Source organism: Nocardiopsis aegyptia (assembly GCF_013410755.1).
Classification (GTDB): domain Bacteria; phylum Actinomycetota; class Actinomycetes; order Streptosporangiales; family Streptosporangiaceae; genus Nocardiopsis; species Nocardiopsis aegyptia.
This window is the reverse complement of the sequence record NZ_JACCFS010000001.1, coordinates 3075031-3099324: the sequence shown is the minus strand read 5'-3', so window position 1 is coordinate 3099324 and position 24294 is coordinate 3075031. Positions and strand designations below refer to the sequence as shown.

The window sequence follows — 24294 nt, the reverse complement described above, 5'->3', positions numbered from 1 at the left end:
GGCCGGCGGAGGATGTGTATCAGTCCCGAATGATATGACATCATCAGTGCATGCTGACATCAGTGGACGCTGACATCATCCGGGCTCTGGCGGACCCCCTGCGCATGCGCGTCGTCTCCCTGCTCGCCCACGAGACCCTCTGCACGACGCACCTGGTCGAGGAGACCGGTGCGCGGCAGACCAACCTGTCCAATCACCTGCGCGTCCTGCGCGAGGCGGGTCTCGTCGAGACCGAGCCCTGCGGCCGGTACACCTACTACCGGCTGTGCCCCGAGGCGCTGGAGTCCCTCTCCGGCGCACTGGGGGACCTGGCCGCCACCGCCCGCGCCACCGTCGCCGCCGACACCAAGAGGGCCTGCTCATGACCCGCGCCGACAGCACGGCCCCCGGACCTCCTGCCGGGACCGCCGCCGGATCCGTCGCCGCCCGGCTGTCCACGCTCGACCGCTTCCTCGCGGTGTGGATCCTGCTGGCCATGGCGATCGGCCTCGGCCTGGGCCGCCTGGTCCCCGGCCTGAACGAGGCGCTGGCCGCGCTGGAGGTGGGCGGGATCTCGCTGCCCATCGCCCTGGGCCTGCTCGTCATGATGTACCCGGTGCTGGCCAAGGTCCGCTACGACCGGCTCGACACCGTCACCCGCGACCGGCGGCTGCTGCTGTCGTCCCTGGTCGTGAACTGGGTCGTGGGCCCCGCGGTGATGTTCGCGCTCGCCTGGATCTTCCTCGCCGACCTGCCCGAGTACCGGACGGGGCTCATCATCGTCGGCCTGGCCCGCTGCATCGCCATGGTCATCATCTGGAACGACCTGGCCTGCGGGAACCGGGAGGCGGCCGCCGTCCTGGTCGCCCTGAACTCCGTGTTCCAGGTGCTTGCCTTCGGCGTCCTGGGCTGGTTCTACCTCGACCTGCTGCCCGGCTGGCTGGGCCTGGACACCGGCGGGATCGACGTCTCCCCCTGGCTGATCGCGCTCAACGTCGTCATCTTCCTGGGCATCCCCCTGGCGGCGGGGTTCCTGACCCGGCTCCTGGGCGAGCGGCGGATGGGCCGTGAGCGCTACGAGTCGGTGTTCCTGCCCCGCATCGGCCCCTGGGCGCTGTACGGGCTGCTGTTCACCATCGTCCTCCTCTTCGCGCTCCAGGGCGGGACCATCACGAGCCGGCCACTGGACGTGGCGCGCATCGCCGTTCCGCTGCTCGTCTACTTCGTCCTGGTGTGGTTCGGCACCTTCGCCTTCGCCAAGGCGATCGGGATGGACTACGACCGCACCACGACGCTGGCCTTCACCGCCGCGGGCAACAACTTCGAACTGGCCATCGCGGTCGCCATCGCCACGTTCGGCGTCACCTCGGGGCAGGCCCTGGCCGGTGTCGTCGGCCCGCTGATCGAGGTGCCGGTGCTCATCGCCCTGGTCTACGTGTCACTCGCCTGGCGCCGCCGCTTCATCCCCGCCCGCAGGTAGCGGTGGCCCCACGGGGGCCGGCGGGCCCTCGCGATGCCCCTCGGTCAGAGCAGGCCGGCCACTTCGAACAGGTGGCACATGTCGTGGAAACCGTGGACGCAGGCGTCCAGGACCCCGGGATAGGCACCCGTGGTTTCGGCGAAGAGCAGGAGGAAGTACGGGTCGAGGTCGTCAGGATCGCCGGCGTGCGCCTCGACGATCACGCCGGTGTCGCGGTTGACGAAGCCCAGGTGCACGCCGTGCGGTTCGACGCACCAGACGTCCTCATGGAGCGTTCCCTGGTCGTAGTGCCGGGACAGTGTGCGCGCCAGCACACGGAAGTCCGCGACCAGCGCATCCAGCTCGGGACGAATCCGCTCCGCCTCGTCCGTGCCCATCAGCCGGAGAGCGGTGCACTGCGAGGAACTCCCGGCGAACACGAGGACGTCCTGTTCGGCGAGCTGCCGTCGCAACCGTCCGGCGACGATCGAGGCCGTGCCCTCGGGCACCTCGAACCGGGTGGTGCGTCCACGCACCACGGACCGGAGGACGTCCTCGGGGGAAGGTATCGGCGGCATCGGCTCTCCAGTGGGCACCAGGGGGAGCACGAGGTGGTCAGGAACGACCGCGGCCCGCTTGGGATCGGGAGTACGCGTGTCAGTCGCGTGGCTCGTGTGCTTCCCCGTTCGCGGGCCCTACTCCAGGGTCTCGTCCACGAAGGGCAGGCACGCGAGTACGTCCTCGTTGACCGCCTGCTGGAGCGCCTCCGCTTGGGCGACGTGTCCGTCCACGTCGTGGTCGGCGAACGAGGTCAGATACTCTGCGTAGTCACCGTAGACCTGTGCGTTCGGGGTGTCGGTCCCCGCCAGTGTCTCGTATCCCTCGAGCATCGCGCCGCTGATCTGCTCCTGGCTGGTGACGAATTCGGTGCGGGGCGAGATCTCGGCGACCTCGGTCAACGCCTGGCAGAACTCCTCGTCGACGAGCCCGTAACTGGGGCTGTCCGCGATCGCCCGGCGCATCTGTTCCTCGGCCTGCGCCTCGGCGGCCGCCACCGCCTCAGCCCGGGCCACCCGGTCCTGGTAGTTCAGGTAGAGGAGCAGCCCGCTGGCGCTCAGCGCCGTCATGGTCCACCCGGCCGCTATCGCCAGCCGCGACAGGCTGCGTCGCCAGTAGGTGCGCCGCACCGTGACGTGGCCCAGCACCGCCCCTGCCGGCGGGACGAGGAAGGCCAGGAGCACGGCGAGCGCCGGCAACCGTGTGGGCGCCAGGTCCTTCGCCGACTCCGCGGCTTCGCCGGTGTCGTCCTCGGGCGCACAGTCCTCGGGGGACGTTGCCTCCTTCTCCTGCGAGTCTCCGTCCGAGCCCTGGCCCGTCTCGCCGCCCATGCCCGCCATCGCCTTCCCTTTGTGTTCTGCCACGCGTGCTGCGACATGACGGATGTGCGCCGTGCCGACGTGGTGCGCTCCCATCGGGAGGAATAAACCAGAACATTCGCCGCGCGAGCGAACGAACAGAGCCATCATGGCATCTGGGCAGACGAGTGAGGCGTCGGGAACCCGGCCACGGCGAAGGAACGGCAGGCTGTATCGCGCCCCCTACGCGGCCGCGCGGGTAGTGGTCGGCCGCGTGAGCGTGACCCGACCAGCCGACAGAAGTACCGGCGAGTGGAGGACCTACTGTCGTGGCGAACCGAAGACCTCCCACAGCTGACGTGATCCGCCTCGTGCTCGAACGCCTGAACCGTAGCGCCGTCAGCCCGATCCCCGAGGGTCCGGAGAGCGCCCGCCGCGGCCGATCCCGCTCGTGGTGGGCGATCATCGCCCAGTGCGCTGCCGGGCTTCTCCTCTACGTCGGCGTGTCGTTGACGGTGGGGATGCTCTCGGGTTCGGCGGTGCTCGGCGTGGCGGTCTCGGGTCCCGTGGTGTTCGGCGCGGTCGCGGTCTGGCGGCGCCGGACCTTCGGTGCGTGGTCGGCACGGCTCGTCTCGGACCAGGCGAAGGAGCCCCGGTTCTGGGTCTTCGTCCTCGTCGGTCTGGTGATGTGCTTCCTCGGTAGCCAGTCACTGGCCGTGTGGCTCTACGACGCGCTCGGCTCGCCCGCCTTCGACACCGCACAGAGCGCCCAGAACGCGGCGCCGGTGGCGCTGTTGCTCCTCGCCCTGGTCGTGGCCGCCCCGGCCGGCGAGGAAGCCCTCATGCGCGGCCTGATCCACCCGCTGCTGCGGCGCCGCTGGCCGGTGGCGGCTTCGGCGCTGGCCAGCTCAGCGGTGTTCGCCGCGTTGCACGGCAACCTCGTGCAGGTAGCCGTGGCACTGCCGTTGGGGGTGCTGCTGGCCTTCGTCTACGAGCATGTCGGCAGGCTCTGGCCCGTGGTCGCGCTGCACGCGCTGTTCAACCTCGCCTCGGTCGTGGTGCCCGTGCGCCTGGTGGAGGCGATGGCGACCCCCGTGGTGTTCTCTGCCGTGCTGCTGGGGGCGGCCGCGGTCCTGGCGGTGCTGCATCCGACCCCCGGCAACGACGACCGCGATGGGAGGGCCCCCTCTCCACCGTGACCGTGCCGCGACCCCTCGGCACCGGCGGCCGTCATCATCGCGCGCGAGCGGTCGCCAGAAGGCGCAGCGCCCGCTCGGCGGGCCCCTGAACCCCGTGCCGCTCCATCAGGGCGCACACGAGCACCGAGATCGACCAGATGACGACCGCGACGGTGAGCTGCCAGACCGAGGCCAGCGACTCGACGCCGCGGACGCGCAGCGCTCCGGCCACCAGCGCCAGGAGCGCGGTCTGGGACAGGTAGGCGGACAGGGAACGCTTCCCGGTGGCCGTCAGCGCCCGGCTGAGGACTCCATCGCCCGCCGCGCGGGTGGAGGCGGCCAGGGCGACGAGAGCCAGGAAGGCGACCCCGGCCAGCAACCCGGCCGGACCCTGGTGCCAGGCGGTGAGGACGCGTGCCAGGGCGCCCGTGCCGCCCGCGCCCATCCACAGCATCGGGAAGACCGCTGTGGGCACGACGAGTCCGAGCAGGACCACGACGGCGAGTTCTCGTCGGTGCCGGTGCGGCTGCTCGATCAGCCCCCGGCCCGCCAGCCATGCCCCGAGCAGTGCGCTGGACAGCGCCATCGAGCTCAGGACCGTCGCCGGTGTCGCGACGGTCCAGATCGCCAGGTTGGCCGCGATCCCGGCGAGGTGCTCGTCGAACAGGGCCTGGGCCGCCAGGCCGTGGCTGCGGGCCAGGACGGCCACGGACCCGGAGACCGCGAGGAAGGACGTTGATAGGGCGCAGCCGAGGGTGGCCAGCAAGAGCGCGGCCCGCCGGCGGCGGGCGACGACGATGCCGGCGATCAGCACGGTGATGAGTCCGTACGTTCCCAGGATGTCCTGGGCGAAGACGAGGGAGTGTGCGGCGCCGATGGCCAGTAGACACAGGCCCCGTTTGCGCAGTCGTGCCGTGGCGCGCCGTTCCGCCTGATCGCGGTCCAGGCCGGCGGCCAGGCCCTCTCGGATGGTCCGGCGTGCGATCGTCGCCAGACCGAAGCCGAGCAGCAGGGCGAAGAGCGGATAGGCCCGTCCGTCGACCAGCAGGTACAGCAGACCCGCGACGAGGTTCTCAGCGGTCTCGGATGCGTCCTGGTCCTGTCGGAACCAGTAATGAGCGTTGGCCCCGGCGATGAGGAGCAGCATCACGCCTCGTGCCAGGTCCGGCACGAGCAGGCGCCCGGCGGAGCCGGTCGTTGTGCCTGATAGCGGAGTTTCTGCTCGTTTACCAGCACACATGGGATGAAATTACCAGATGTGCCGTCCGTTGCCGCGAGGTGGGGATCCTCGCGGTGGTGAGGCTCTCATGGCCGATATGGGACACGTGGCGTGCCATGTCGGCCACGCTGGGGCGAACCCGATGCTGCACACTGGGATCCGTCGAAACCCCTGGATTTCCAGTCAAATCAAGGAGACCCCCACCGTGACCACCGCTAAGACCCCCGCGGCTGTGAGTCTTTCCGCCCTGCTCGCTCTGACCGCTTGCTCCGGCGGTAGTTCGCTCTACGAGTTCACCGAGCCGATGATGGAGCCGACCTCCAGCATCGAGTTCCGTGTCCCCGCCGAGCTCCTCGAGCTGAACGAGGACTACGCAGAGAACCGCGTGTTCGATTCCGTCACCGTCTCCGCGGTCGATTCGGAGGACGCCGGGGAGTGCGTCGTGGAGTACCGGGTCACGTACGCCAACGGCGGACTCGAACGCCTCCTCGCGTACATCGAGGAGACGGCCGATGATCCCAGGTTCGAAGGTAACGAGGAAGAGCGCATGGCTTTCGAGGTGACCGGTCGGCCCCTGGACGAGATCGAACTCAGCGAGGACTACAGCTCCGCTGTGGTGCCCTTGGACTGCGCCGCCTCGCCGAGCGACGGCGAGAGCACTTCGATTGTCTACTTCTCGCAGGTCATCGGGGACGAATCCATCACCCTTGCCCGGACCGATGTCGCGGTCATGCAGGGCGGCGAGCTGTACATCCATGAGACCGAGGTCCGTGACTGGCAGCTCGACTCCAACGGCAACTGGATCCCCCAGTAGCACGGTCGCACAGGTTCCCCCGGCCCCGGAAGGTGGCGATCCGCCGTCTGTCGGGGGTCTTCTCCGCTGCGAGAACTTCCCCGCGGACGGGCGCATCTGACTGCCATGTACACAGCGCGTTCCGCTCATCACGCCGAAGGCCAGTAGCCACAGACTCCGTTCGCATGGCAGTGCGAAGAGCGAGTGGGACCGCCCGAGGCACGCAACCTGGCGCCGCCTGGATGCTTCTCACCAGGAGCCGTCGAGAACCACCGGATTCTCAGTCAAGTAAAGGAGACCCCGCCGTGACCACCGCCTGGACCCCCATGGCTGTGAGTCCGGTCGTGCTGCCCGCCCCAACCACGTGCAGGGTCGGCGGTTCGCTCGTCCATGGGCCCGAGCTCGACGTCAAGGGCGACCGGGCCCGACAGGCCCCGGCTGTACCCGTTCCCCCTCCAGGAGGGGTGTTCGCCACGTACCGGGGCGGTCGGTGCGCAGGTCTACGGGAGACGGGTTCCGTGTCCGAGCGCAACTGTAGGGTAATGCTCGTAAACGAGCAGAAACAGAGTAGGTGAGTGATGGCCAAGAGCGTCTTCAAGATCCCTACCAGCCTGGACCGGTCCTTCCTGGACCACGAGATCGCGCTGGCGGGCGGCGGATGGCAGATGCGTCCGCTGCCGATGAAGGTGCTCCTGTTCTGGGCCGCTTCCATCCTGGTGCTGTTCTGGGTCACCACCTCCACGTTCGTCTCCAGCGCCGACTGGTGGCTCGTCCTCCTGGTCGTCGTTTGGTGGCTGGCGACCACCGCCTTCTTCGGCCAGTACTCCAGGACCAAGGAGATGCGGTTCGCGTCGCTGCCGGCGCTCCTGGAGTACCTGCCCCGGCCCGCACGCCGCGTCATCACCCGCCGCGGGTCCGATCCCAGCGGCTTCCACTCCGTACTGGGCGTCAAGAGCATCGACGAGACCGGCTACATCGAATGGCTGGACGGCACCGTCGGCCAGGCCTACCTCGTCGTCGGTTCCGCCTCGGTGCTGGTCTTCGACGAGGACAAGAAGGCGATCCTCAACAGGGTCGACGCCTTCTGGCGCAAGGTCGACACCAACGCCGAGTTCGCCTGGATCACGACCAAGGAGCCCCAGCGGGTCTACCGGCAGCTCGGCAACCTGGAAATACTCAACCGTAACCTCGAGATCCGCGACCCCGAGCTGTTCGAGCTGCTCGACGAGCGGTACTCGATCCTCAAGGACTATGTGGGCGGGCAGTTCACCTCCATCCACCAGTACCTGGTGATCAAGGGCGACAACCTGGAGTCGCTGCGCCGGGCGCACGCCCTGGTACGGGCCGAGGCCGAGGGCTCCAGCCTCATGATCAAACAGGCGACGATGCTCAACGCCGAGGATCTCAACGACATGCTGCGGACGGTCTACACCGCCGACCGGTAGGGCGGTTCCGCAACCGGGCGGACCGATGGACACCCCCGTGGCCGGGACGCTGGACCGGTCACGCCAAGAAGCCGATCAACTGCCTGACATACGAGGAGAAAGTGCAGAGCGCGCATGGCCGGTAGACGTTTTCGAGGCAGCGCGACCGGGACCTCGCAGAGGGATCTGCCCGGCGCTCTCCTGGGGACCACCCACACCACGGGTCGGACGGAGCAGACCGCCGCCGACGCGAGGAGGGACGAGCAGACCGTGGAGAGCCCCGGAGGCTTCGGCGTCTCGTTCGCCAACCTCAGGGAGCGGGAGCGGCGGGCGGACGAGCAGACCGCCGCCGAGACCGAGCGGGACGAGGACGCCTCCGAGGGGATGGGCGCCGCCGAGCGCCGCGCCGCGCGGAAGAAGGAACGCCAGCTCGGCGGCACCTTCGAGGACCACCCGCACCTGCTCGCGGTCAAACCGCGCGAGCGCTATGTCTTCCACAGCGACTACTTCCGGATCGACAGCCACTATGCGTGCGTCCTCGGCTTCTTCCACGATGACGGCGCCCGGGATGACTTCGCCGCGTTCTGGGGGATCAACCGCATCCCGACCGGACTGCCCGAGGACGTCACCGTGGTGGTGCTCGAACAGGTCCGTCGCATGGGCGAGAAGTGGATCGAGGAGCGGATCAAGACCGCGGAGAAGCTCGACCGCCTGGAGGAGGGCGAGCAGGCGCAGTCCGGCACCATGACCTCACGGCGCAAGGCCGCCAAGGTCAGTGACGACATGGAGATCGTCGCCGGCGAGATCCAGGACGGTGCCAGCTACCTGCACGTGCACCACCGCCTCCTGGTCAAGGCCCCCAGCCTGGAGGTCCTGGACGACGCCGTCGAACGGATCAGGCGCCTGTACATCGACCGGTTCGGTACCCTCACGGTCGCCGCCTACCCCGGCGAGCAGCGCCAGGAGCTGACCAACCTCTTCGGCAAGAATGAGCGCAAGCGCGGCAAGGGCTTCCACTTCACCAGCGTGGAGTTCGCCGGATCCCATTCCCTGGTCACCAACGGCCTCAACGACCCGGCGGGCGAGTACGTCGGCTACATGGTCGGCGACGTCAACAACTCCGCGGTGCTCTTCGACGTCAACGCCTACGACCACCACGTGGTCGTCGCGGACAACGGGGTCAACCCGGTGCTGGACCGGGCCCACGTGCCCGACATGTGGGGATCGAAGATCTCCCAGGCGGCGCTGCTGTCCAACGCCCGTACCGTGCACATCATCCTGGACGGGGCCCGCCTGGACAACCTGGGCCCGCGCCTGGACGGGCTCACCGCCCGGCTGGACATGAACTCGGGCGACATCAACATGTTCGAGATGTTCGGCCCCCAGGAGGACGAGCTCGGCATCTTCCCGGCACACCTGGAGAAGGTCGTGCTCATGGCCGAACAGGCCTACGAGACGACCGACCAGGACCGCTCCATCATCCGCGGTGCGCTCAAGGAGACGTTGACGCAGTTCTACATCGACAAGGCCATGTGGGCGCGCAACGCCAAGCACAACCGGGACCGGTTGCGGGTGGTGGGAGTCCCGCACACCCAGGTGCCGCGGCTCCAGGACATCGTCACCTACTTCGACACCCAGTACCGGGCGCTGGCCAACTCCACCGCCCGCGACGACGAGGCGCTGCACGCCTACAACATCCTGCGCCTGGTCTTCAAGGACCTGCTGGACAACAACGGTGACCTCTTCAACACCCACACCAGCGACGAGATCGACGGAGTGGCGGACGCCCGCCGCGTGCTCTACGACTTCTCGCGTCTGCTCAAGCGCGGCAAGGGGGTGGCCATGGCCCAGCTGGTCAACGTCATCGGCTTCGCGGTCGACAACCTCGGCCTGGGCGACACAGTGATCGTCCACGGCGCCGACAACATCGACGACCGCGTCAAGGGGTACCTCGGCGAACAGTTCGGGCACCTGTTCCTGCGCGGTGGGCGGGTCGCCTACCTGTACAACGACGTCGACCGGATGCTCGCCGATTCGGCGTTCAACCGCTTCGACGCCGCCGACTGGACGGTGCTCGGCCCGATGCGCGACGCGACCGTCACCGAGTACCAGCGCCAGTTGCACCAGGACATCCCACCAGACCTGGAACGCCTGGTGACCACGCGCGGTGAGAACCTCGCCTACCTGCGCCGGGGACACACCAACGTCGTCTTCCACATGGACCTGGCACTGGGCGTCAACCCGGCCCGCGCCGATCGGCGCGCTCAGCTCATCGGGGCGGGTCGGCGCAAGCAGCGCGAACGGAAGCAGTCCTCGGCCGTCGTGGAGGCCAAGGGCGACATCGCCGAGGAGCGGGCCCAGCGCGTGGCCCAGAACGGGGCCGAGGCACGGCTGCGCGCCGAACAGGCGAAACCGATGCGTCGAGCAGGCCGGCAGGGACGCGTTCAGGGCCGGTCGGGACAGGGCGAAGGCAGGGGAAGCGGCCGGTGACCGAGGTGAGAGGGAGCGAACGGATGCTGGAGCAAGGCGCGCCCCCGGCCGGGCGGCGAGGCCTGCCCTCGGCCGGTCCCGGCGCCCTCGTGCGCCTGGTCCTGCGGGCACTGGTGGTGGCGTTCCCGCTGGCCCTGCTGCTGGCGGGTCCCGCCCACGCCGAAGTCACCGACGAGGATCTCAACTCCCTGTCGTTCTACCGGCTCTCCTCGTCGATGACGGCCCTGTTCTCCACGGCGCAGGAGCCCGGCGGTGACATCAGCCTCGGCGGTGACGAAGACGAGGACGGTTGGGCCGACCTCCTGGACAACCCGGCCAGTGCCGGATCGATGCTCGGCTACGCCGACGAGAACTACAACCCGATCATGGGATGGCTCAACTCGCGTGTGGCCCAGTCCTCGGACAGCGTCGGCTACAACACGTTGATCGGCAGCGACGAGGCGGGGCTGACCGGGGTGCAGGGTGCGCGCGACTACGCGTTGTACGGCGCCACGCTCAATGGGCTGGGCCTGGACTCCACCAGCACTGGACTCTCGCTCGGGTTCTTCAACGTGATCGCGGGCGGGATCATCTTCATCCTGTACGCGGCCGCGGCCGCCGTCGACGCCCTGTGGTCGATCCTCATCGACGCGTTGATCTGGCTGAACCCGTTCAAGCTGTTCTACACGGCGATCCTCGCGATCAATCCGGTCTTCGCCAACGGCATGGTCGGCGGAGAGGGAGGGCCACCAGGTTTCCTCACCAGCCTGTCGAAATGGATCGGCTCCTGGTACCTGGTGCTGGTCGAACTGTCGTGGACGGTCATGGTCCCGCTGTTCATCGGTGTCTTCCTGATGAGCATCCTGCTGTTCAAGCAGTTCGACAAGGCCTCGGGCCTGAAGAAGCTGTTCATCCGCCTGCTCTTCATCGGTCTGGGGCTGCCGCTGCTCGGCTCGATGTACACCGGCATGCTCAACGCCATGGACGAAGCCACCGCCGAGGGGAACTCGGGCTCCACGCGCGTGGTGCTCTCCACGTTCGTCGACTTCGAGGGCTGGGCGATGCAGCAGCGTCTACGCGTGCCGGACGGCGGCGACGACGTGGTCATCGAATGGGACAACATCCAGAACGCCCCCTCTGGCCAGTCGCAGGCGAGCGTGCGCGACCTGGCGCTGCTGATCAACGCCCAGGTCATGGGCCTGCAGATCGACCCGCTGGGTGACGGCACCGACGGTTCGTGGGGCGAGAACGCGCTGGCGCGCGACGAATCGGCGTTCACCGAGACGGAGTATTCCCAGGTCACGGACATCCTCCGGCGGTACATGAGCAACGCCCACGTGTCCGCCTCGTCGTTCGAGACCGAGTCCAAGTCGACCCTGTCCAGCGAAGTCAGGCAGAGCTGCGACAAGGACAATTGCAGCAACGCGCGCCAGTGGTTCGAGGACTACATCGGGGATCCGGACGAGATCGTGGACAGAAGGGAGGGGGTCGCCGGCAACCCCCTGCTCTCGGTGGCCGGTGACGCGGGCCTCAGAGCCGACCGGGACGCGAGCGCCGAGGTCGACACCGAGGGCGGCTGGTGGCCGTGGCAGTGGCAGGTGCAGTTGGAGTCCACGACCAGCTTCTCCACCAGGGGCGACGTCAGCGACTGCGGGCTGCGCCTGTCCACCACCGACGGTTCGCCCCTGGCGTGCAACCTGGCTCCGCTGGCGATGTACAACTACCTCAACACCGACTTCGGGCCGACGTCCTACACCGCCTACTCCTCCGGCCGGACCACCAGCGAGGCGACCCGGTCCATCCACAACTCGGTGTCGATGGTGGGCACCGGCACGATGAGCTTCGTCTACTGGTTCAACGCCGTGGTGCTGCTGGGTGCGTTCGTCACCATCGGCTTCGGCTATGCCGTCGCGATGGTGATCGGGAACATCCGCAGGAGTTTCCAGTTGATGATGGCGATCCCGTTCGCGACGCTGGGCGCGATCTCGGGTATCGCGAAAGTGATCATCTACACCATCGCGCTGATCATGGAGATCGTGATCACGCTTTTCCTGTACAAGTTCGTGCAGGAGTTCCTCCTGAGCATCCCGAACATCATCGAGATCCCGTTCACGCAGACGCTCAACAACGGCGACGACGGGGACGAGGCGGCAATGCTCGCTTTCCTGGTCTCCGGGGGGTTCGTCACCATGATCGTCACCCTGGTGACGATCATCCTGGTCATCGTTTTCCTGGTCATGGCGATGCGCCTGCGCAAGACCTTGGTCAAGGCGGTGGAGGAGGCCTCCACCAAGCTGGTCGAGAAGCTCACCGACTCCACGGTCACGCCCCCCGGCGGTGGGGGCGGTGGTGGAAAGATGCCGGCCCTGGCGTCAGGGGCCTCCTCCGGTGCCGGGGCGGCGATGGGCAACCGGATGATGGGCGGCGGTGGCGGCCCCAAGGGCAGCAGCAGGGGCCCGAACGCGGGCGGTACCAACGGTGGCGGCCCCGAGGGGATCAGCACGTCGGCGTCGAACAGCAACAACACCAAGGTCGACGGCGACGTGGACACCGACGGCACGCTGCAGGGGCCCGGCGAACTCACCTCGGGCGACGGCGACGGAAACGGCGACGACCGGACGGGTGCGGGGCTGGACCTCGGCGGCGAGGACAGGAACGCCGAGCGGGAGACCGCGCTCGGCCGACAGGTCGAGACCAATGGGCTGTCGTTGTCTCCGGGAGCCGCCGACCCCGACAACCCGAGGGTCGGCGACGCCGGCGACCCGCTGGAGGCCGGCGCCAGGTCCGTACAGGAATCCGGTGAGGAGTACCGGAAGGCCGACGCGGCCAAGTTCGGCGCGGTGAAGGATGGCGCTGAGGCGGGCGTTCACGCCGGGGTCGCCGTCGGCCGCGGCTTCGCCGGGGACGCCGCCGGCGCGGCCGAGTCGGGGGGCAAGGCCCTGGAGAAGGGTGGTTCGGCCACGGCGAAGAACGCTCAGTCGAAGGAGCACAAGGAACGCGCCGGAAAATCGTCCCTCGACAACCAGAACCCCAACCCCAAGAACGTGCGTCGTATGAATCAGGGTCGGCAGATGGAGCAGACCGGACGCACGATCTCCAACACCGCTGGTATGGCGAGCGGCGGCACCGGGGGCAAACCCGGTACCGGTTCCTCGAAGCCCACCGGCGGTACCGGGGGCAAATCCGGTGCCGGCCCGAAGCCGACTGGAAAAGGGTCGGGGAACGTGCGCAAGCCGCGCCGAGGCAACAACAGGAAGAAGTGAGAACTGATGGAGCAGCAAGGGCGGGTACCTCGTTTCCGTCCTGTGGCCAACGGCATGATCCGTGCGTCGTTTAGCCTCATCTTTCAGCCAGTAGCGGACTGAAATATGTTGCTTCCGGATATGTCCGACAACTAGAATCAACCCTGCCCCTCGTATCCCCCAGCGGACCCGCCGATCCCTCCGCCGCCGTGCGCAATGCGTCGGATCCGAATAGGACAAGGAAAAGCATGAATATCACCAACCTCCCCGCTGCGGGGTGGGACCTCGTCTCCTTCTTCGAAAACGCTCGCGAATACGCCAGCACGGCTGGCGGTGGCCTCCTCGCACTCATGGGCACCGTCGGAGTCATCTGGGGCGGCGTCCTGCTCATCAAGAAGCTGATGGCCTCGCAACAGGACCAGACGAGCTGGATCAAGATCCTCGGTCTGATCCTCGTCGGTGGTGCGCTCATGGCCGGCGGGTTCGGTCTTATCTCCAACATCGCCGAGGGCGGCCAGACCACCATCGAGGACCTGGGCGGCGGCATGATCCTCCTCCAGAGCTTCGGGTCCACGGCCTAGCCGACCCTCGATCAGGGAGCGCGGGAGGGTCGGCGGCCACCGGGCCGCCGACCCTTTCATACGTCCAGAGGACGCCCTCCGTCGCTGAGACAGCGCCGCCGCGGTCGCGGTGGGCCTCGTGCACCCGAAGGCAGAGCAGCAGAAAAGGGCTTGCAGCACATGGGGATGAAAGAGACCACGAAAGCCTTCGCGGCGAAGATGAAGCTGGGACCCCACCACGCCATCGAGCGGTTCGGGGTCATCACCAGTGTCGTCACCCTCACCTTCGTGCTCCTGCTGGTGAGCACCATCATCTCGGCCGTCGGCAACAACAGGGCCCGGCTGGACGAGACCGCGCTGTACACCGAGTCGTTCACTACCTCCAGGACCGAACTGTCCGGCAGCGTCGACGGGGTCTACACCAACGAGGAGGGCACCCGCGCCCTGGTCCTCATGCGGTTCCGGGACTCCGACGCGGGCTCGTTCTCCACCGACGCCGTCAACTACCAGGCGTTCCTCACCGGCTCCAACGAACAGCTCAACACCCAGCCGTTGCAGACCACCATCACCGGTTCGATCGTCGTGTTCGGCTCCACCGGCTACCTCGGGGTGGTCCTGGACTCCGACGCACCGTTCGAGCAGCAGATCATCAGCCTGACCCTGCGGGCCAACAGCGAACTGGTCTACCAGGAGGACGCGGGGAGCGCACTCCGGGAGGACCTGCAGGGCGACGGCTCCTTCGCGGAGTTCGACCAGTGGCGGCTGTTCCTCAACCCGGGAGCCTCCGGCACCGAGGAGGCGGCCTCGCTGGCCGGCGCGCGCATCGACCCTTCCGATCTGTACTACGAGCTGGTCGTCGCAGAGCAGGAGGAGGAACTCCACGAAGCGATGGACGAGCAGCTCATGGAGATGGGCGCCGCCCTCAACCGGATCGACGAGTACGACGGCGAGATGAACCGGATCAACGTCGACGGTGTGTTCATCGAACCGCCCGAGGTGCCGCTGCAGGTCGATGGCGACGCCGTCACCGGCGAGGCGGCCGACGCCGAGACCGAGTCGACTCTGGCGCTGGAGACCGACTGGGTGCACCCGCGCGGCTACGACTTCGACTGGCGCTCAGGCTCGGTCGAGGAGGGCTACCTGGACGCGCTCATGCCTGAGGACGAGACCTCCTACGTCACGTTCCTGAGCGACAAGGCCCGTGCCGAGGACGAGGAGAACTCCCAGTTCGCGGTCAACGACATGGAGTGGAGGCTGACCGACGGCAGCGACCTGAAGGAGTACCGGGAATCGGGCGAGGCGATGGACCCGCTGCGCAACATCATGAACAACACCACGCAGGCCTACCAGGACTACTACCGCCTCAAGACCGACTACCAGGTCGACTCCCTGAGCAGCCTGCTGGAACTGGAGGTAGCGCTGCGCAGCGTCGAATCCGCCGGATCGGTCAACGCGGGCGAGGAGGCCCTGCTCACGTACTGACGCCGAGCGGCGCAAGGCGAGGGGTCGATCACACGGACGAGGACGTCGAGAGGCGGGAGGCAAGGACACGATGGCGGGTTTCGCTGGTGGCGGGGCGGGGGGCATGCAGCCGCCGGGTTCCGGATCGGGCGCGTCGGACCAGGTCGGTCAGGCCGTCGGGAAGGGATTGCCCGACCCGGGTGACCCGGCCGGTGGACCCAGTGCGAAGGGCGACGGTGCGGCGGGGCCGGACCAGGGGGCCGACGCAGCGAAGGGCCCGGCGGGAGACACCGGCCCGAAGCTCGGCGCGGGCGGTACCTCGGAGGCGGCCAAGGGCGCGGCCGAGTCCGACACGAAGGGCGTCGCCAAGGGCGCGGGCGCGGTTGCCGCCGTCCCCGCTGTCGGGGTCGGCGCCCAGCTCATGGTCCTCCTGATGTTCCTCAACTGGCTCAAGGGCATGTTCGCCGCGATGCTGGCCATGGTCATGAACTTGTTGAACATGATCTGGATGGCGATTCTCACGGTCGTCAAGACCGTGGTGGGCTTCGCCCTCTCCGTGGGCGCAGCGATCGCCGGGGCCGTGGGCGGAGCCATCAGCGCGGTCACCGGTGCCGCCGCCGCAGTGGGCGCGAGCCTCCTGGCCGTGGCCACACTGGTCACCGGTACGGTCTACTCCGCCCGGGAGAACACCACCACTGCCCAGCGCGACGCCATGCCGGCGGACTGCCGTGCCGAGGCCGAGAAGACCGTGCGCGAGATCGACAGCAACACCGAGTCGGGGGCCACCTCCGCGAACATGGAGGCGACGGCCGAGGAGGTGTACTCGATCCTGGCGGGCATGGGCATGCAGGACGAGAACATCGCGGGTGTCCTGGCCAACTTCCAACACGAGTCGGGAATCGACCCGACCACCGTCGAGACGATCTACAACGAGCCCTACGAGGTCGGTCCTCGTACGCGGGAGGCCGAGGAGAACGGTTTCCAGGTCGAGCTGATCGACGCCGACTACGCCGCGGACTATCCCGACATCGACCTGGTGGGTATCGGACTGGGGCAGTGGACCAACGGCCGCAACAAGCTGCTCACCGACTACGCCAAAAGCACAGGTGGAGAGTGGTACGAGCTGGAGACCCAGCTGACTTTCATGCTCTCCGAGGATGATCCGGTTCGCGTGCAGTTCGTCCAGGACCTCATCGAGAACCCCTCCGGCTCGGTCGAGCAGTCGACCGAGGACTGGATGTTCCAGTGGGAGGGCCTGACAATCGAATCCGAACTCACCGAGCGTCAGGAGGACGCCAAAGTGTGGTTCGCCAAGCTGGACGGTTGGGAAGCCGACGAGGACCGGGCCGACTCCATCCTGGAGCAGGCCGAGGCGACAGTGGACGTCGCCAACCAGAACCGCCGCACCGCAGCGGTGCAGGAGTGCCGAACCGCTGACGTCACCAGCCTCAGCGGCGCGGTGGGCGAGGTCCCCGACCTGTCCGGCATGGCCGCAGGGGGGTTGGTCTCGTGCGAGGAGACCACGACCCCGACCACGGCGACTCCGCTGTCGTGCGCGAGCAGGGACGCGGCCATCCGCGCCTTTCCCGGCGCGCAGTGGACGAAGGCCGGCTCGGCCTACTGCTATCGGTCGTCCGCCGGCGACCACGGATCGGGACGGGCATGTGATCTGATGACCTCCCCCATTGGCACCTCCGGCTCCGCGGAAGAAGATGCTGCCGGCGACCAGCTTGCGCTGTGGTACATCTCCAACCACGAGAGCCTGGGTGTGAAGTACGTGATCTGGAAGCAGTCGATCTGGAACCCGAGTTGGAGTGCCTGTGCAGGCGAACGCCCGGGGAGCGAACCCCGCTGGCCCGAGTGGTACAACGACGTCCCCGATGTTCCCGGCGGCAAATGGTGCGGAATGCCGGATAGGGGCAGTCTGACCGAGAATCACTTCGACCACGTCCACATCAGCTATGTCCGCTGACCGGGGTCGAGCCGCCGGGCACAGGACGGACGGCCAAGCGAAGAGAAACGGTGGAACGGGCCGGGGCCTTCCCCACGTCGGGGGACCGGACACCAGCAGGGAAGGAGCGCGGTGATGGCCGACGAGGGCGTACCCGACAGCGGCGATGGCGCTTCGCGTGAGGTGGCCCCGAAGAAGCCCTGGCGCGAGATGAACCGTGAAGAGGTGATGGAGCGCTTCGACGCCTACCACGCCAAGCAGCGTGCCAACCGCAGACGGATGACCGGCGACGACGTGCAGGAAATGCTGCGTCAGCGTCGCGCCGACCGGCGGCAGCGCAGGAGTGACCGCCGGGGTCGGAGTAACAGCGGCCGGACACCGCGCCGCGACACGGGTCAGGCCATGCGGATGAGCCTGGGCGGGGCCCTGATCGTCGGTGTGATCGGTACCGGGGCACTGGCCGCCACCAGCAGCGATACCACGCAGGCCCAGAGCCAGGAGAACCACCTGGAGATCGCTTCGCTCGAAGGCGAGATCCGGGAGCTGGAGGCCGCCTCGTGGGATGTGGAGGACACCGCAACGCTCGAGGAGCAACTCGACGGGGCCGCGGACGAGGCCAGGGAGAAGGGCGAGGAAGTCGCCGAACTCCAGAACACCTACCAGGAGATTCTGGCCGACCTCAACGAGGCCGAGCTGCCCGATGACAGTGACGGTGGCGAGGCGTTCGTGCCCCTGGCCGAACACCGCGCGGAGCTTGTCGACTACTTCGACGAGTCGGCCCGGATCGTCGAGAGCGAGGACGCCTACCGCCCCGGCGTGGACGTGCCCCACGGCCCCGGCGAGATCGACGTGCTCTCCCCTTGGTACATCCGCTACGCCGACGAGCACCGCGGTCGGTATGCCGACGCTTCGCTGAATTCCTGGGAGCTGGTCTCCGCCACGCCCCGAGCCGAGTCCCCGGGGACCGTCAGCGTGGCTTGGCTCAACAGCGACGAGTCCAGCGGCGACCTGTTGGCCTGGGCCCGGGGCACCTACGACGCCGACACGGAGGCGTTCCACAGTTTGTACTTCGGCCAGACCACGATCGGTGACCGGCCCGTCCGCGAGGCGGAGCCGGGCGAGGAGAGCCAGGACTGATGGGGTTCGTCAGCCGCAATGCCTTCCCGCTGTCCGCGGCGGGTCTGCTTCTGGTGTCGGGAGGCTCCTTCGGCGTCACGCACAGTGCGCAGCAGGCGGCCCTCGCCGACCAGGAGCGACAGATCGCGGAGCTCCAGGAGCGCACAGCCGAGCTCGAGGAAGCACAGGGCGAGAGAGAGGACGAGGTCGTCAGCCTGGTCGAGGGCACGGACACCGCACGGCTGGACACCGACGAGGAACTCATCGCCGACATGCTGGACACCGCGTTGACGTGGGAGACCCATGCCGAGTACGAGGAAGCGCGCAGCGCCATGATGACCGTCTACGGACTCGACGCGGACTCGGCGTTCATGACCGAGTTCCTGCCCGAAGCGCCGATGAACGTCGACCGGGAGGGCAACGAGTACGCGCTCATCGACCTGCTCGGACTCGACTCCCGGGTGAGCGATTTCCACAGCGAGGTGTTGTCGGTCCAGGGCACCGAGTACTCCTACCTGGTCCTGGCCGAGCTGCGGACCACCTCCGACGACGGGCAGGCCGACGCCCACAGCACGGCGACGGTGCTGCTGGCCACCGACGGCGACGGCGGAGTCTCGGGCGTCGAGGGCTACGCCTCCACGTCCCCGGTGCGCTCCGCCGGCCCCGACTGATCCGGCGCTGACCTTGTGCCGCAGCGGTCCGACCAGTGGCTCGGTGCGAACGGGCCACCGTCTTGCAGTGCTAAAATTATGCTGATATACGAGGAAAAACAGCTTCCGTCACGGAAGGGAGGAGGCCGACGTGGCCGATGAATCGGACAGCCCCGGCGGGCCTCCGGCTCCGGACCCGGACCAAGGCAATCGGTTGGCGCGACGTCTGGGCCTGGTCTCTTCCCTGGGGCAGCCGGAAGAGCAACAGCAGCAACAGGGGGAGGATCCCGCACCGCGGCGTCCGACCGTCGGGCGCCTCCGGGTACTCCTCATCCGCATCGGGTACTGGTCGGCCACCGGTCTGGTGGCGCTGGGTGCGCTGGTGCTCTTCGCCATGGCGGGCTCGATCAGCGCCCACCACCAGGCCGGGTTGGAGGAACAGGCCCAGGACGGCTTCGACGCGCAGGAGCGCGTCACCGCCGCCGAACAGGGCCTCGAGGATCTGCCCGACCAGACCGAGGCCGGGCGCTGGCTGGCCCGGGCGACGGCCGTGGGCGAGGACCTCGCCGAAACGCAGAACACCTACCTGGACCATGCCGGGCCGATCACCACCGACGGCCTGCCCGAGCAGACACCGGGGCCGGGAGGGCGCGACGAGTGCCACCCCTACCTCGACGACCTGCCGACCACCGCGCGCGACTACACCGAGGAAGAGCTCACCACCTGTGCCGAAGGACTGCGCCAGAGCGCCATCGGCGGTCTGGAACGGGCGCTGACGCCGCACTTCACCGCGAGCGCCCGCGACTCCGACGGCTTCGACGCCGTGAGCCAGTGGCACTCGGCGGTACCCGCCCTCGACGACGCTTCGCTGTCCGGCTACACCTGGACCGCCCATGAGGCGCAGGTCCTCGAGCGGGACCTGGCGATCCGCATGGTCTGGAAACTGACGGAGGAAGAGACGGGGCGGACCGTCGCCTGGCTCAGTGGTCGGTTCGATCCGTTGGTCAACAAGTTCGACGACATGGTGCTCGGCACTGTCGCGGCCGCGGGCGAGGAGGGCACTGAGGACGGCACCGGTGAGGACTCCACCGCCGACGAAGCCGACGAAGCCGACGGCGACGGCCCCGCCGACGACAACGCCGCGGGCGATGGCGCGGACGATCAGGGTGACGAGCCCGAGGACGGTGAGTGACGTGAGCCTGGCCGAGATGGAGGCCTACGAGCGCGAGCGCGAGCGCCGCCGGCAGGTGTTCCGGCGCGTCTTGTTCTGGGCCCCGCTGGGGGTGGCCGTCCTGATGCTGGCCATGGGCGGGCTGTCCGTGTGGTCGGCCTCCTCGGGCCACGACGCCGACCGCGCCGAGGTCGCGGCCCTGGTGGAAGAACGCCAGGCCGAGGCCCAGGCAGCCGAGGACGAGTTCCACGACGCCTGGTCCGACGTGCTGGCGGGGTCGTCGGCGGTTCGTGCCGAACGTCTGGAGAACGATCGTGAGGCGGTGCGCATCCTACTGAGCGAGGCCGTTGAGGAGGAAGAGGACGTGTCGGTAGGACTGGCCGGTGCCGAGGACCACCCGGCCCTGTTCGAGGAACTTGGACGCGACGGTGTCCCCGGCCTGGACGCCGCCGCACAGGCGCGTCTGGGGCCGGTCGAGCCCGTGCTGACCGGTATCGAAGGCATGGACTACTCCTACTTCGCCTTCGTCGAGATCCAGAACGCCGACGACGAGGAGCGCACGGTCGCGGCGCTGGCGCTGGAGTGGTCCACCGACGCCGAGGGCGCGATCACCGAGATCGACGCCGACTGGACCCAAGGCCCCCCCGAACACTCCTAGTACGCCCGCACCGTCAGCCCACAACAGGAGAACCGATGAGCTCCGCCGCCACCGGACCCGAGAACACGCGCAAGCCACGGCAGAAGAAGAGCGCCGCGCAGCGGGCCGCCGAGGCCAAGCAGGCCGACGCGGACAGGGCCGCGACGCCTCTGGGCGCTCGCCTGCGTGCGCGTCTGGGGGAGTCGGGAGCGCGCTCGCTGTTGGCGCTCGTGCGTGGGGGCCTGGTGGCCGGTTCCGCTCTGGCCAGCTATGTCCTGGCGATGTTCGCGGCGGTGACCCTGGTGCCCAACCTGTTCGTCATGGTGGCATCGGGGACCGGCGTCGGCCCCACCTCGCCGTTGGAGATGCAGTTGGCGCACTGGCTGGCGCCGTCGGTCTTCCTCATCGGCCTCGTCTTCGTCCTGGTGCTGGTCGCGATGCGCGCGCTGTGGCGCGCCCAGCTCCGTCTGGCTGAGCGGGCCCGTCATGCGCTGCTGGGCGAGGAGTCCGACGCCGCCCAGAGCACCGACAGCGCCGGTCACTGACCGGCCGGCCGACCCCCGACACGGAAGCGAGACGCCCCCATGAGGATCGCACCCCTACCGATCACCGATCCCTGGTTCCACCGCTTGGCACGGGACGGCAAGGCCGACGTGCGGGCTCTGAACGCTGTGCCCTGCGACATCACCGTGCACATGGAGACGGTGACGGTGCTGCACCACGGCATCGACCAGAACTACCGGCCCTACCTGCACCTGCGGGGCCAGATCGTCCAGATCCGGCCCGACGTCGAACTGCCCTTCGGTATCACTGAGACGCAGTACCGTGCGGGAGCCGAACCCGGTTTCGACGCCTACTACGAGTTCGACCCCGCCCAGCTGGCCGAACTGGTCGGCAAGGGCTACTTCGGCACCCGCTTCCGCGTGCCGGAGTCGATGACCGGTATCGAGTGGGAACTGCCCGCCGAAGCGGACTTCCTCGTGGTCGCACCGGAGAACGCCGAGCAGCCTCCGCTGGTCTTCGCCGGTGTGCGCGACCAGAACAGCGCCGTGCTCACCGAGGAGAACAGCGGCTACACGCTCGCCGAGTACTTCCCGGACTACTCCGCCGAGAGCCCGGTGCGGGCTTCGGTCGAACCCGAATCCACGGTGCCCACGCACTCGGGGGCGATCGAGGACCTGTTCGCAGACGAGTACCTCGATGACGCCGAACACCGCCGGCCGGCCGGGCCCGGCCATCGCTACGCGGCTGTGAACCCGACCGGACAGGCTTCCGACAGCGAGTTCGACCGCCTTGTGAAGGAACTGGAGGCCCAGCGCCGGGAGACCGGAGACACCACGGAGACCGATGCGGGCTATGACCCCGAGAGCCCGGCGGGGGCGCTGCGTGAGCGGATCGGCCCCGGCGTGCGGCAGGCGCTGGCGAGCCGGACCGAAGCAGCACCGGCCGGCGTCCCCGAGCGCGGCACCGGCCGCGCGTGGGACCAGTCAGCCGAGTCCGGCTTCCTCGACTGGGACGAGCCCGAGGGCACGTCCGGGGGCAGTACTGCCCCGGTCCGCACGAGCGCCGACCGGTGGTCCCCCGCCGGGGAGCGGCAGGAGGAGGCGGACGACTACCAGCCCGGTGGCTGAGCCTGTCTTTTTCGCCTCGTTCCGACGGTGCCGCACCCACCGATGACGACTACAGCGCCCCTCACTGACCCAATGATCACCCTGGAGACATGATGACCGAGGATCTCACCGTCTTGTACGACGTCATGGTCGACACCGCAACCGCCCTGAGCGGACGGTACATCGAGCTTGGCGAGCATGCTGCGACTCCGGAAGAAGACGAGGTCTGGGACGCCAAGCTCATGGCCCTGCGCGATGAGCGCTGGCGGGTGGACCCCAACGACCGCGAGGCCATCCTCGAGCACACGCGCCGCTGGGCTGAGGAGCTTACCGAGCTGGAGCGCTGATGGCGTTCGAGGAGTACGACCTCACCCGGGAACAGCTCGACCATATCTTCGAGCGCCCTCGGCGCAGTGTGCGCAGATTCGTGTTTGGCAGACACACCCCCACCCCCGACGATCCAGTGCTGGTGCTCGTCGGAGGACAGACCGGGGCAGGCAAAAGCCGAGCTGTCGAAAACATCATGGAGCGCCATGAGGGGGTCGTCCCGATTATCGGAGACGAGCTTCGGGCATTCCATCCTCGGTACCGCGAAGTGATGCGAACCGACAAACTGGCCATGCCCGACGCGACCGCGCAGGCCTCGGGGGAGCTTCTGCGCCGGTCTTTGGACTACGCACTGGCCGAGCGCTACAGCGTCCTGTTGGAGGGCACCTTCCGCAACCCGCTGATGGTCGCACAGACCGCCCAGCGCTTCTACCGGCAGGGATACCGAGTGGAAGTGGTCGGACTAGCCGTTCCTGAGCGCACCAGCCTGCTCTCCACCGTGGACCGCTACCTGGAGGCTCCAGAGAACGCAGCCCGCTGGACGCCGGCCGAGGCGCACGACATCTCCTACCGGATGGTCCCGGCCACTCTCCAGGCTATGGAGGACAGCCCTCACATCCAGCGTCTGAGCGTTGCCAACAGAACAGGGGAGGACCTACTCACCAACACCCGTACGCCCACCGGGGAGTGGGGGAATCCGACACCGGGGGCCGCCGTGGTCGCGACGAAAGTCGCACGCGACGCTCCGCTCTCCCCTGAGGCGGCCAACGCCTGGTTGAAGGGCTACGTGGCCAGCACACGTGAACTGGCGATCCGAGGCCAGCTCAACGAGGTCACCCGACCCACAGTGGAGTACCTGGGACGGATCGCCGACCACGCGGCCAGTATCGCCTTCCCACACGACGCGCAAGCCCGCGAGATGCTCAGCGAGCACCTGACCCGCCTACAACAAGCACCAGACACGGCGGTCGACCTTCGCGATGAGGAGTTGGACTCCCGGCTCGATGGCTGGGTGAGTGACAGGCCCGCATCCACTGAGCCGGGCCAGCAGCATGAGACGGGTGCACCCGGGCAGGAGCCCGACCTAGAGCTGGCGGACCGGGTGGTCGTGGACGACCTGCGCGCGCAACGGGGTGACCGTGCGGCCTCACGGTTCGACATGCTGCTCTCGGGCATGAGCGAAGAGGAGACCACCGCTGCGATCACGTCGTGGGAAGCGCTGGGTAAGCCGGAGACGGCACAGGAGCGTGAGGTCCGCCTTCGCGCTGACCAGGCCACCTTGGAGGGCACCGAGAGGACGCCGAGCGTAGCCAAGGTTCCAGAGCGCGGCAAGGAGCCCCAAGCCTCGTTCGGCAGCCCTGAAGAGACCCTGGAGAGCTATCAGGGCGCGGCCGGGGAGGGTGAGGAGAAGACTGCCAGCGCGGTCTGGGAGACGCCGAAGCCGTCGATGATGTCGCTGGCGGCACTCCGAACCGAGTGGGCAGTCTACGACGACCTGCACGGTTATGGGCGACGCCCGCAGACGCTCTCGGTGAGGACGCCGTCCAAGGAACCCGGGTCCTATGCGGCGCTGCTGCACCCGAACACCAGCGCGGTTTATGAGCGTGATCAGCGCCAGAACGAGTCGGATGGTAACCAGCCCGGCGGCTGATGGCCGTGTCGATACACCTGAATTACGAGAATTCCTCTCTCT

21 protein-coding genes are annotated in these 24294 nt (G+C 68.2%); 18 read left to right on the top strand and 3 right to left on the bottom strand.

Features of this window, described 5'->3' with window-relative positions; all coding sequences use genetic code 11:
• The first annotated feature begins 50 nt into the window (after positions 1 to 50).
• Positions 51 to 365, top strand: coding sequence for an ArsR/SmtB family transcription factor (locus tag HNR10_RS13945; RefSeq protein ID WP_179823811.1), 315 nt, complete (start codon positions 51 to 53; stop codon positions 363 to 365).
• The gene (arsB, locus tag HNR10_RS13940) at positions 362 to 1459 is read left to right on the top strand and encodes an ACR3 family arsenite efflux transporter (RefSeq protein ID WP_179823810.1); all 1098 of its coding nucleotides are present in this window, start codon (positions 362 to 364) and stop codon (positions 1457 to 1459) included. The genes HNR10_RS13945 and arsB overlap by 4 nt, the downstream gene beginning before the upstream one ends.
• 44 nt (positions 1460 to 1503) lie before the next feature.
• Here the strand turns inward: arsB and HNR10_RS13935 are convergent, their stop codons facing one another.
• Both HNR10_RS13935 and HNR10_RS13930 read right to left on the bottom strand, forming a co-directional pair.
• Positions 1504 to 2016: a hypothetical protein gene (locus HNR10_RS13935; protein ID WP_179823809.1), complete on the bottom strand. Its 513-nt coding sequence runs from the start codon at positions 2014 to 2016 to the stop codon at positions 1504 to 1506.
• A 117-nt stretch (positions 2017 to 2133) separates the two neighbouring features.
• Positions 2134 to 2859, bottom strand: a complete 726-nt coding sequence (locus tag HNR10_RS13930) for a hypothetical protein (protein WP_179823807.1) — start codon at positions 2857 to 2859, stop codon at positions 2134 to 2136.
• A gap of 293 nt (positions 2860 to 3152) precedes the next feature.
• Here HNR10_RS13930 and HNR10_RS31980 point away from each other — a divergent pair, with 293 nt between their 5' ends.
• On the top strand, positions 3153 to 3992 hold the full coding sequence (locus tag HNR10_RS31980) for a CPBP family intramembrane glutamic endopeptidase (protein ID WP_179823805.1): 840 nt from the start codon (positions 3153 to 3155) through the stop codon (positions 3990 to 3992).
• 34 nt (positions 3993 to 4026) lie between these two features.
• On the opposite strand, the gene HNR10_RS13920 is transcribed toward HNR10_RS31980, so the two are convergent.
• Entirely contained in the window at positions 4027 to 5118 is a 1092-nt protein-coding gene (locus tag HNR10_RS13920) for a DUF418 domain-containing protein (protein ID WP_179823803.1), read from the bottom strand.
• Between the two features lie 277 nt (positions 5119 to 5395).
• Between HNR10_RS13920 and HNR10_RS13915 the strand changes: the two genes are divergently transcribed.
• The 15 genes from HNR10_RS13915 (at position 5396) to HNR10_RS13845 (ending at position 24252) form a co-directional block, all read left to right on the top strand.
• Entirely contained in the window at positions 5396 to 6004 is a 609-nt protein-coding gene (locus tag HNR10_RS13915; protein ID WP_179823801.1) for a hypothetical protein, read from the top strand.
• Positions 6005 to 6561: 557 nt separating this feature from the next.
• Positions 6562 to 7428 carry a hypothetical protein gene (locus tag HNR10_RS13910; protein WP_179823799.1) on the top strand — a complete coding sequence of 289 codons (867 nt, stop codon included), beginning with the start codon at positions 6562 to 6564 and terminating at the stop codon, positions 7426 to 7428.
• Between the two features lie 114 nt (positions 7429 to 7542).
• Positions 7543 to 9897 (top strand): V-type proton ATPase subunit G, encoded by a 2355-nt coding sequence (locus HNR10_RS13905; protein ID WP_179823797.1) that lies wholly within the window; start codon positions 7543 to 7545, stop codon positions 9895 to 9897.
• Between the two features lie 23 nt (positions 9898 to 9920).
• Positions 9921 to 13139 (top strand): hypothetical protein, encoded by a 3219-nt coding sequence (locus HNR10_RS13900; protein WP_179823794.1) that lies wholly within the window; start codon positions 9921 to 9923, stop codon positions 13137 to 13139.
• Between the two features lie 227 nt (positions 13140 to 13366).
• Positions 13367 to 13699 (top strand): hypothetical protein, encoded by a 333-nt coding sequence (locus HNR10_RS13895; RefSeq protein WP_179823792.1) that lies wholly within the window; start codon positions 13367 to 13369, stop codon positions 13697 to 13699.
• Positions 13700 to 13864: 165 nt separating this feature from the next.
• Positions 13865 to 15160 (top strand): hypothetical protein, encoded by a 1296-nt coding sequence (locus tag HNR10_RS13890; RefSeq protein WP_246406216.1) that lies wholly within the window; start codon positions 13865 to 13867, stop codon positions 15158 to 15160.
• A gap of 166 nt (positions 15161 to 15326) precedes the next feature.
• Positions 15327 to 17111 (top strand): phage tail tip lysozyme, encoded by a 1785-nt coding sequence (locus tag HNR10_RS13885; protein WP_246406214.1) that lies wholly within the window; start codon positions 15327 to 15329, stop codon positions 17109 to 17111.
• Between the two features lie 114 nt (positions 17112 to 17225).
• Complete coding sequence (locus tag HNR10_RS13880) at positions 17226 to 18227, top strand: hypothetical protein (RefSeq protein ID WP_179823788.1); 1002 nt, start codon at positions 17226 to 17228, stop codon at positions 18225 to 18227.
• Positions 18227 to 18877: a collagen-like domain-containing protein gene (locus HNR10_RS13875; RefSeq protein WP_179823786.1), complete on the top strand. Its 651-nt coding sequence runs from the start codon at positions 18227 to 18229 to the stop codon at positions 18875 to 18877. Before HNR10_RS13880 ends, HNR10_RS13875 begins: the two co-directional genes overlap by 1 nt.
• A gap of 130 nt (positions 18878 to 19007) precedes the next feature.
• The gene (locus HNR10_RS13870; protein WP_179823785.1) at positions 19008 to 20048 is read left to right on the top strand and encodes a hypothetical protein; all 1041 of its coding nucleotides are present in this window, start codon (positions 19008 to 19010) and stop codon (positions 20046 to 20048) included.
• On the top strand, positions 20041 to 20685 hold the full coding sequence (locus HNR10_RS13865; protein ID WP_312889261.1) for a hypothetical protein: 645 nt from the start codon (positions 20041 to 20043) through the stop codon (positions 20683 to 20685). The genes HNR10_RS13870 and HNR10_RS13865 overlap by 8 nt, the downstream gene beginning before the upstream one ends.
• A gap of 35 nt (positions 20686 to 20720) precedes the next feature.
• Entirely contained in the window at positions 20721 to 21209 is a 489-nt protein-coding gene (locus HNR10_RS13860) for a hypothetical protein (RefSeq protein ID WP_179823782.1), read from the top strand.
• 39 nt (positions 21210 to 21248) lie between these two features.
• A complete protein-coding gene (locus HNR10_RS13855) occupies positions 21249 to 22295 on the top strand; it encodes an AAA family ATPase (protein ID WP_179823780.1) in 1047 nt (348 codons plus the stop codon).
• 89 nt (positions 22296 to 22384) lie between these two features.
• Positions 22385 to 22621, top strand: coding sequence for a hypothetical protein (locus HNR10_RS13850; RefSeq protein ID WP_179823777.1), 237 nt, complete (start codon positions 22385 to 22387; stop codon positions 22619 to 22621).
• Positions 22621 to 24252 carry a zeta toxin family protein gene (locus tag HNR10_RS13845; RefSeq protein WP_179823776.1) on the top strand — a complete coding sequence of 544 codons (1632 nt, stop codon included), beginning with the start codon at positions 22621 to 22623 and terminating at the stop codon, positions 24250 to 24252. The genes HNR10_RS13850 and HNR10_RS13845 overlap by 1 nt, the downstream gene beginning before the upstream one ends.
• The last annotated feature ends 42 nt before the right edge of the window (positions 24253 to 24294 follow it).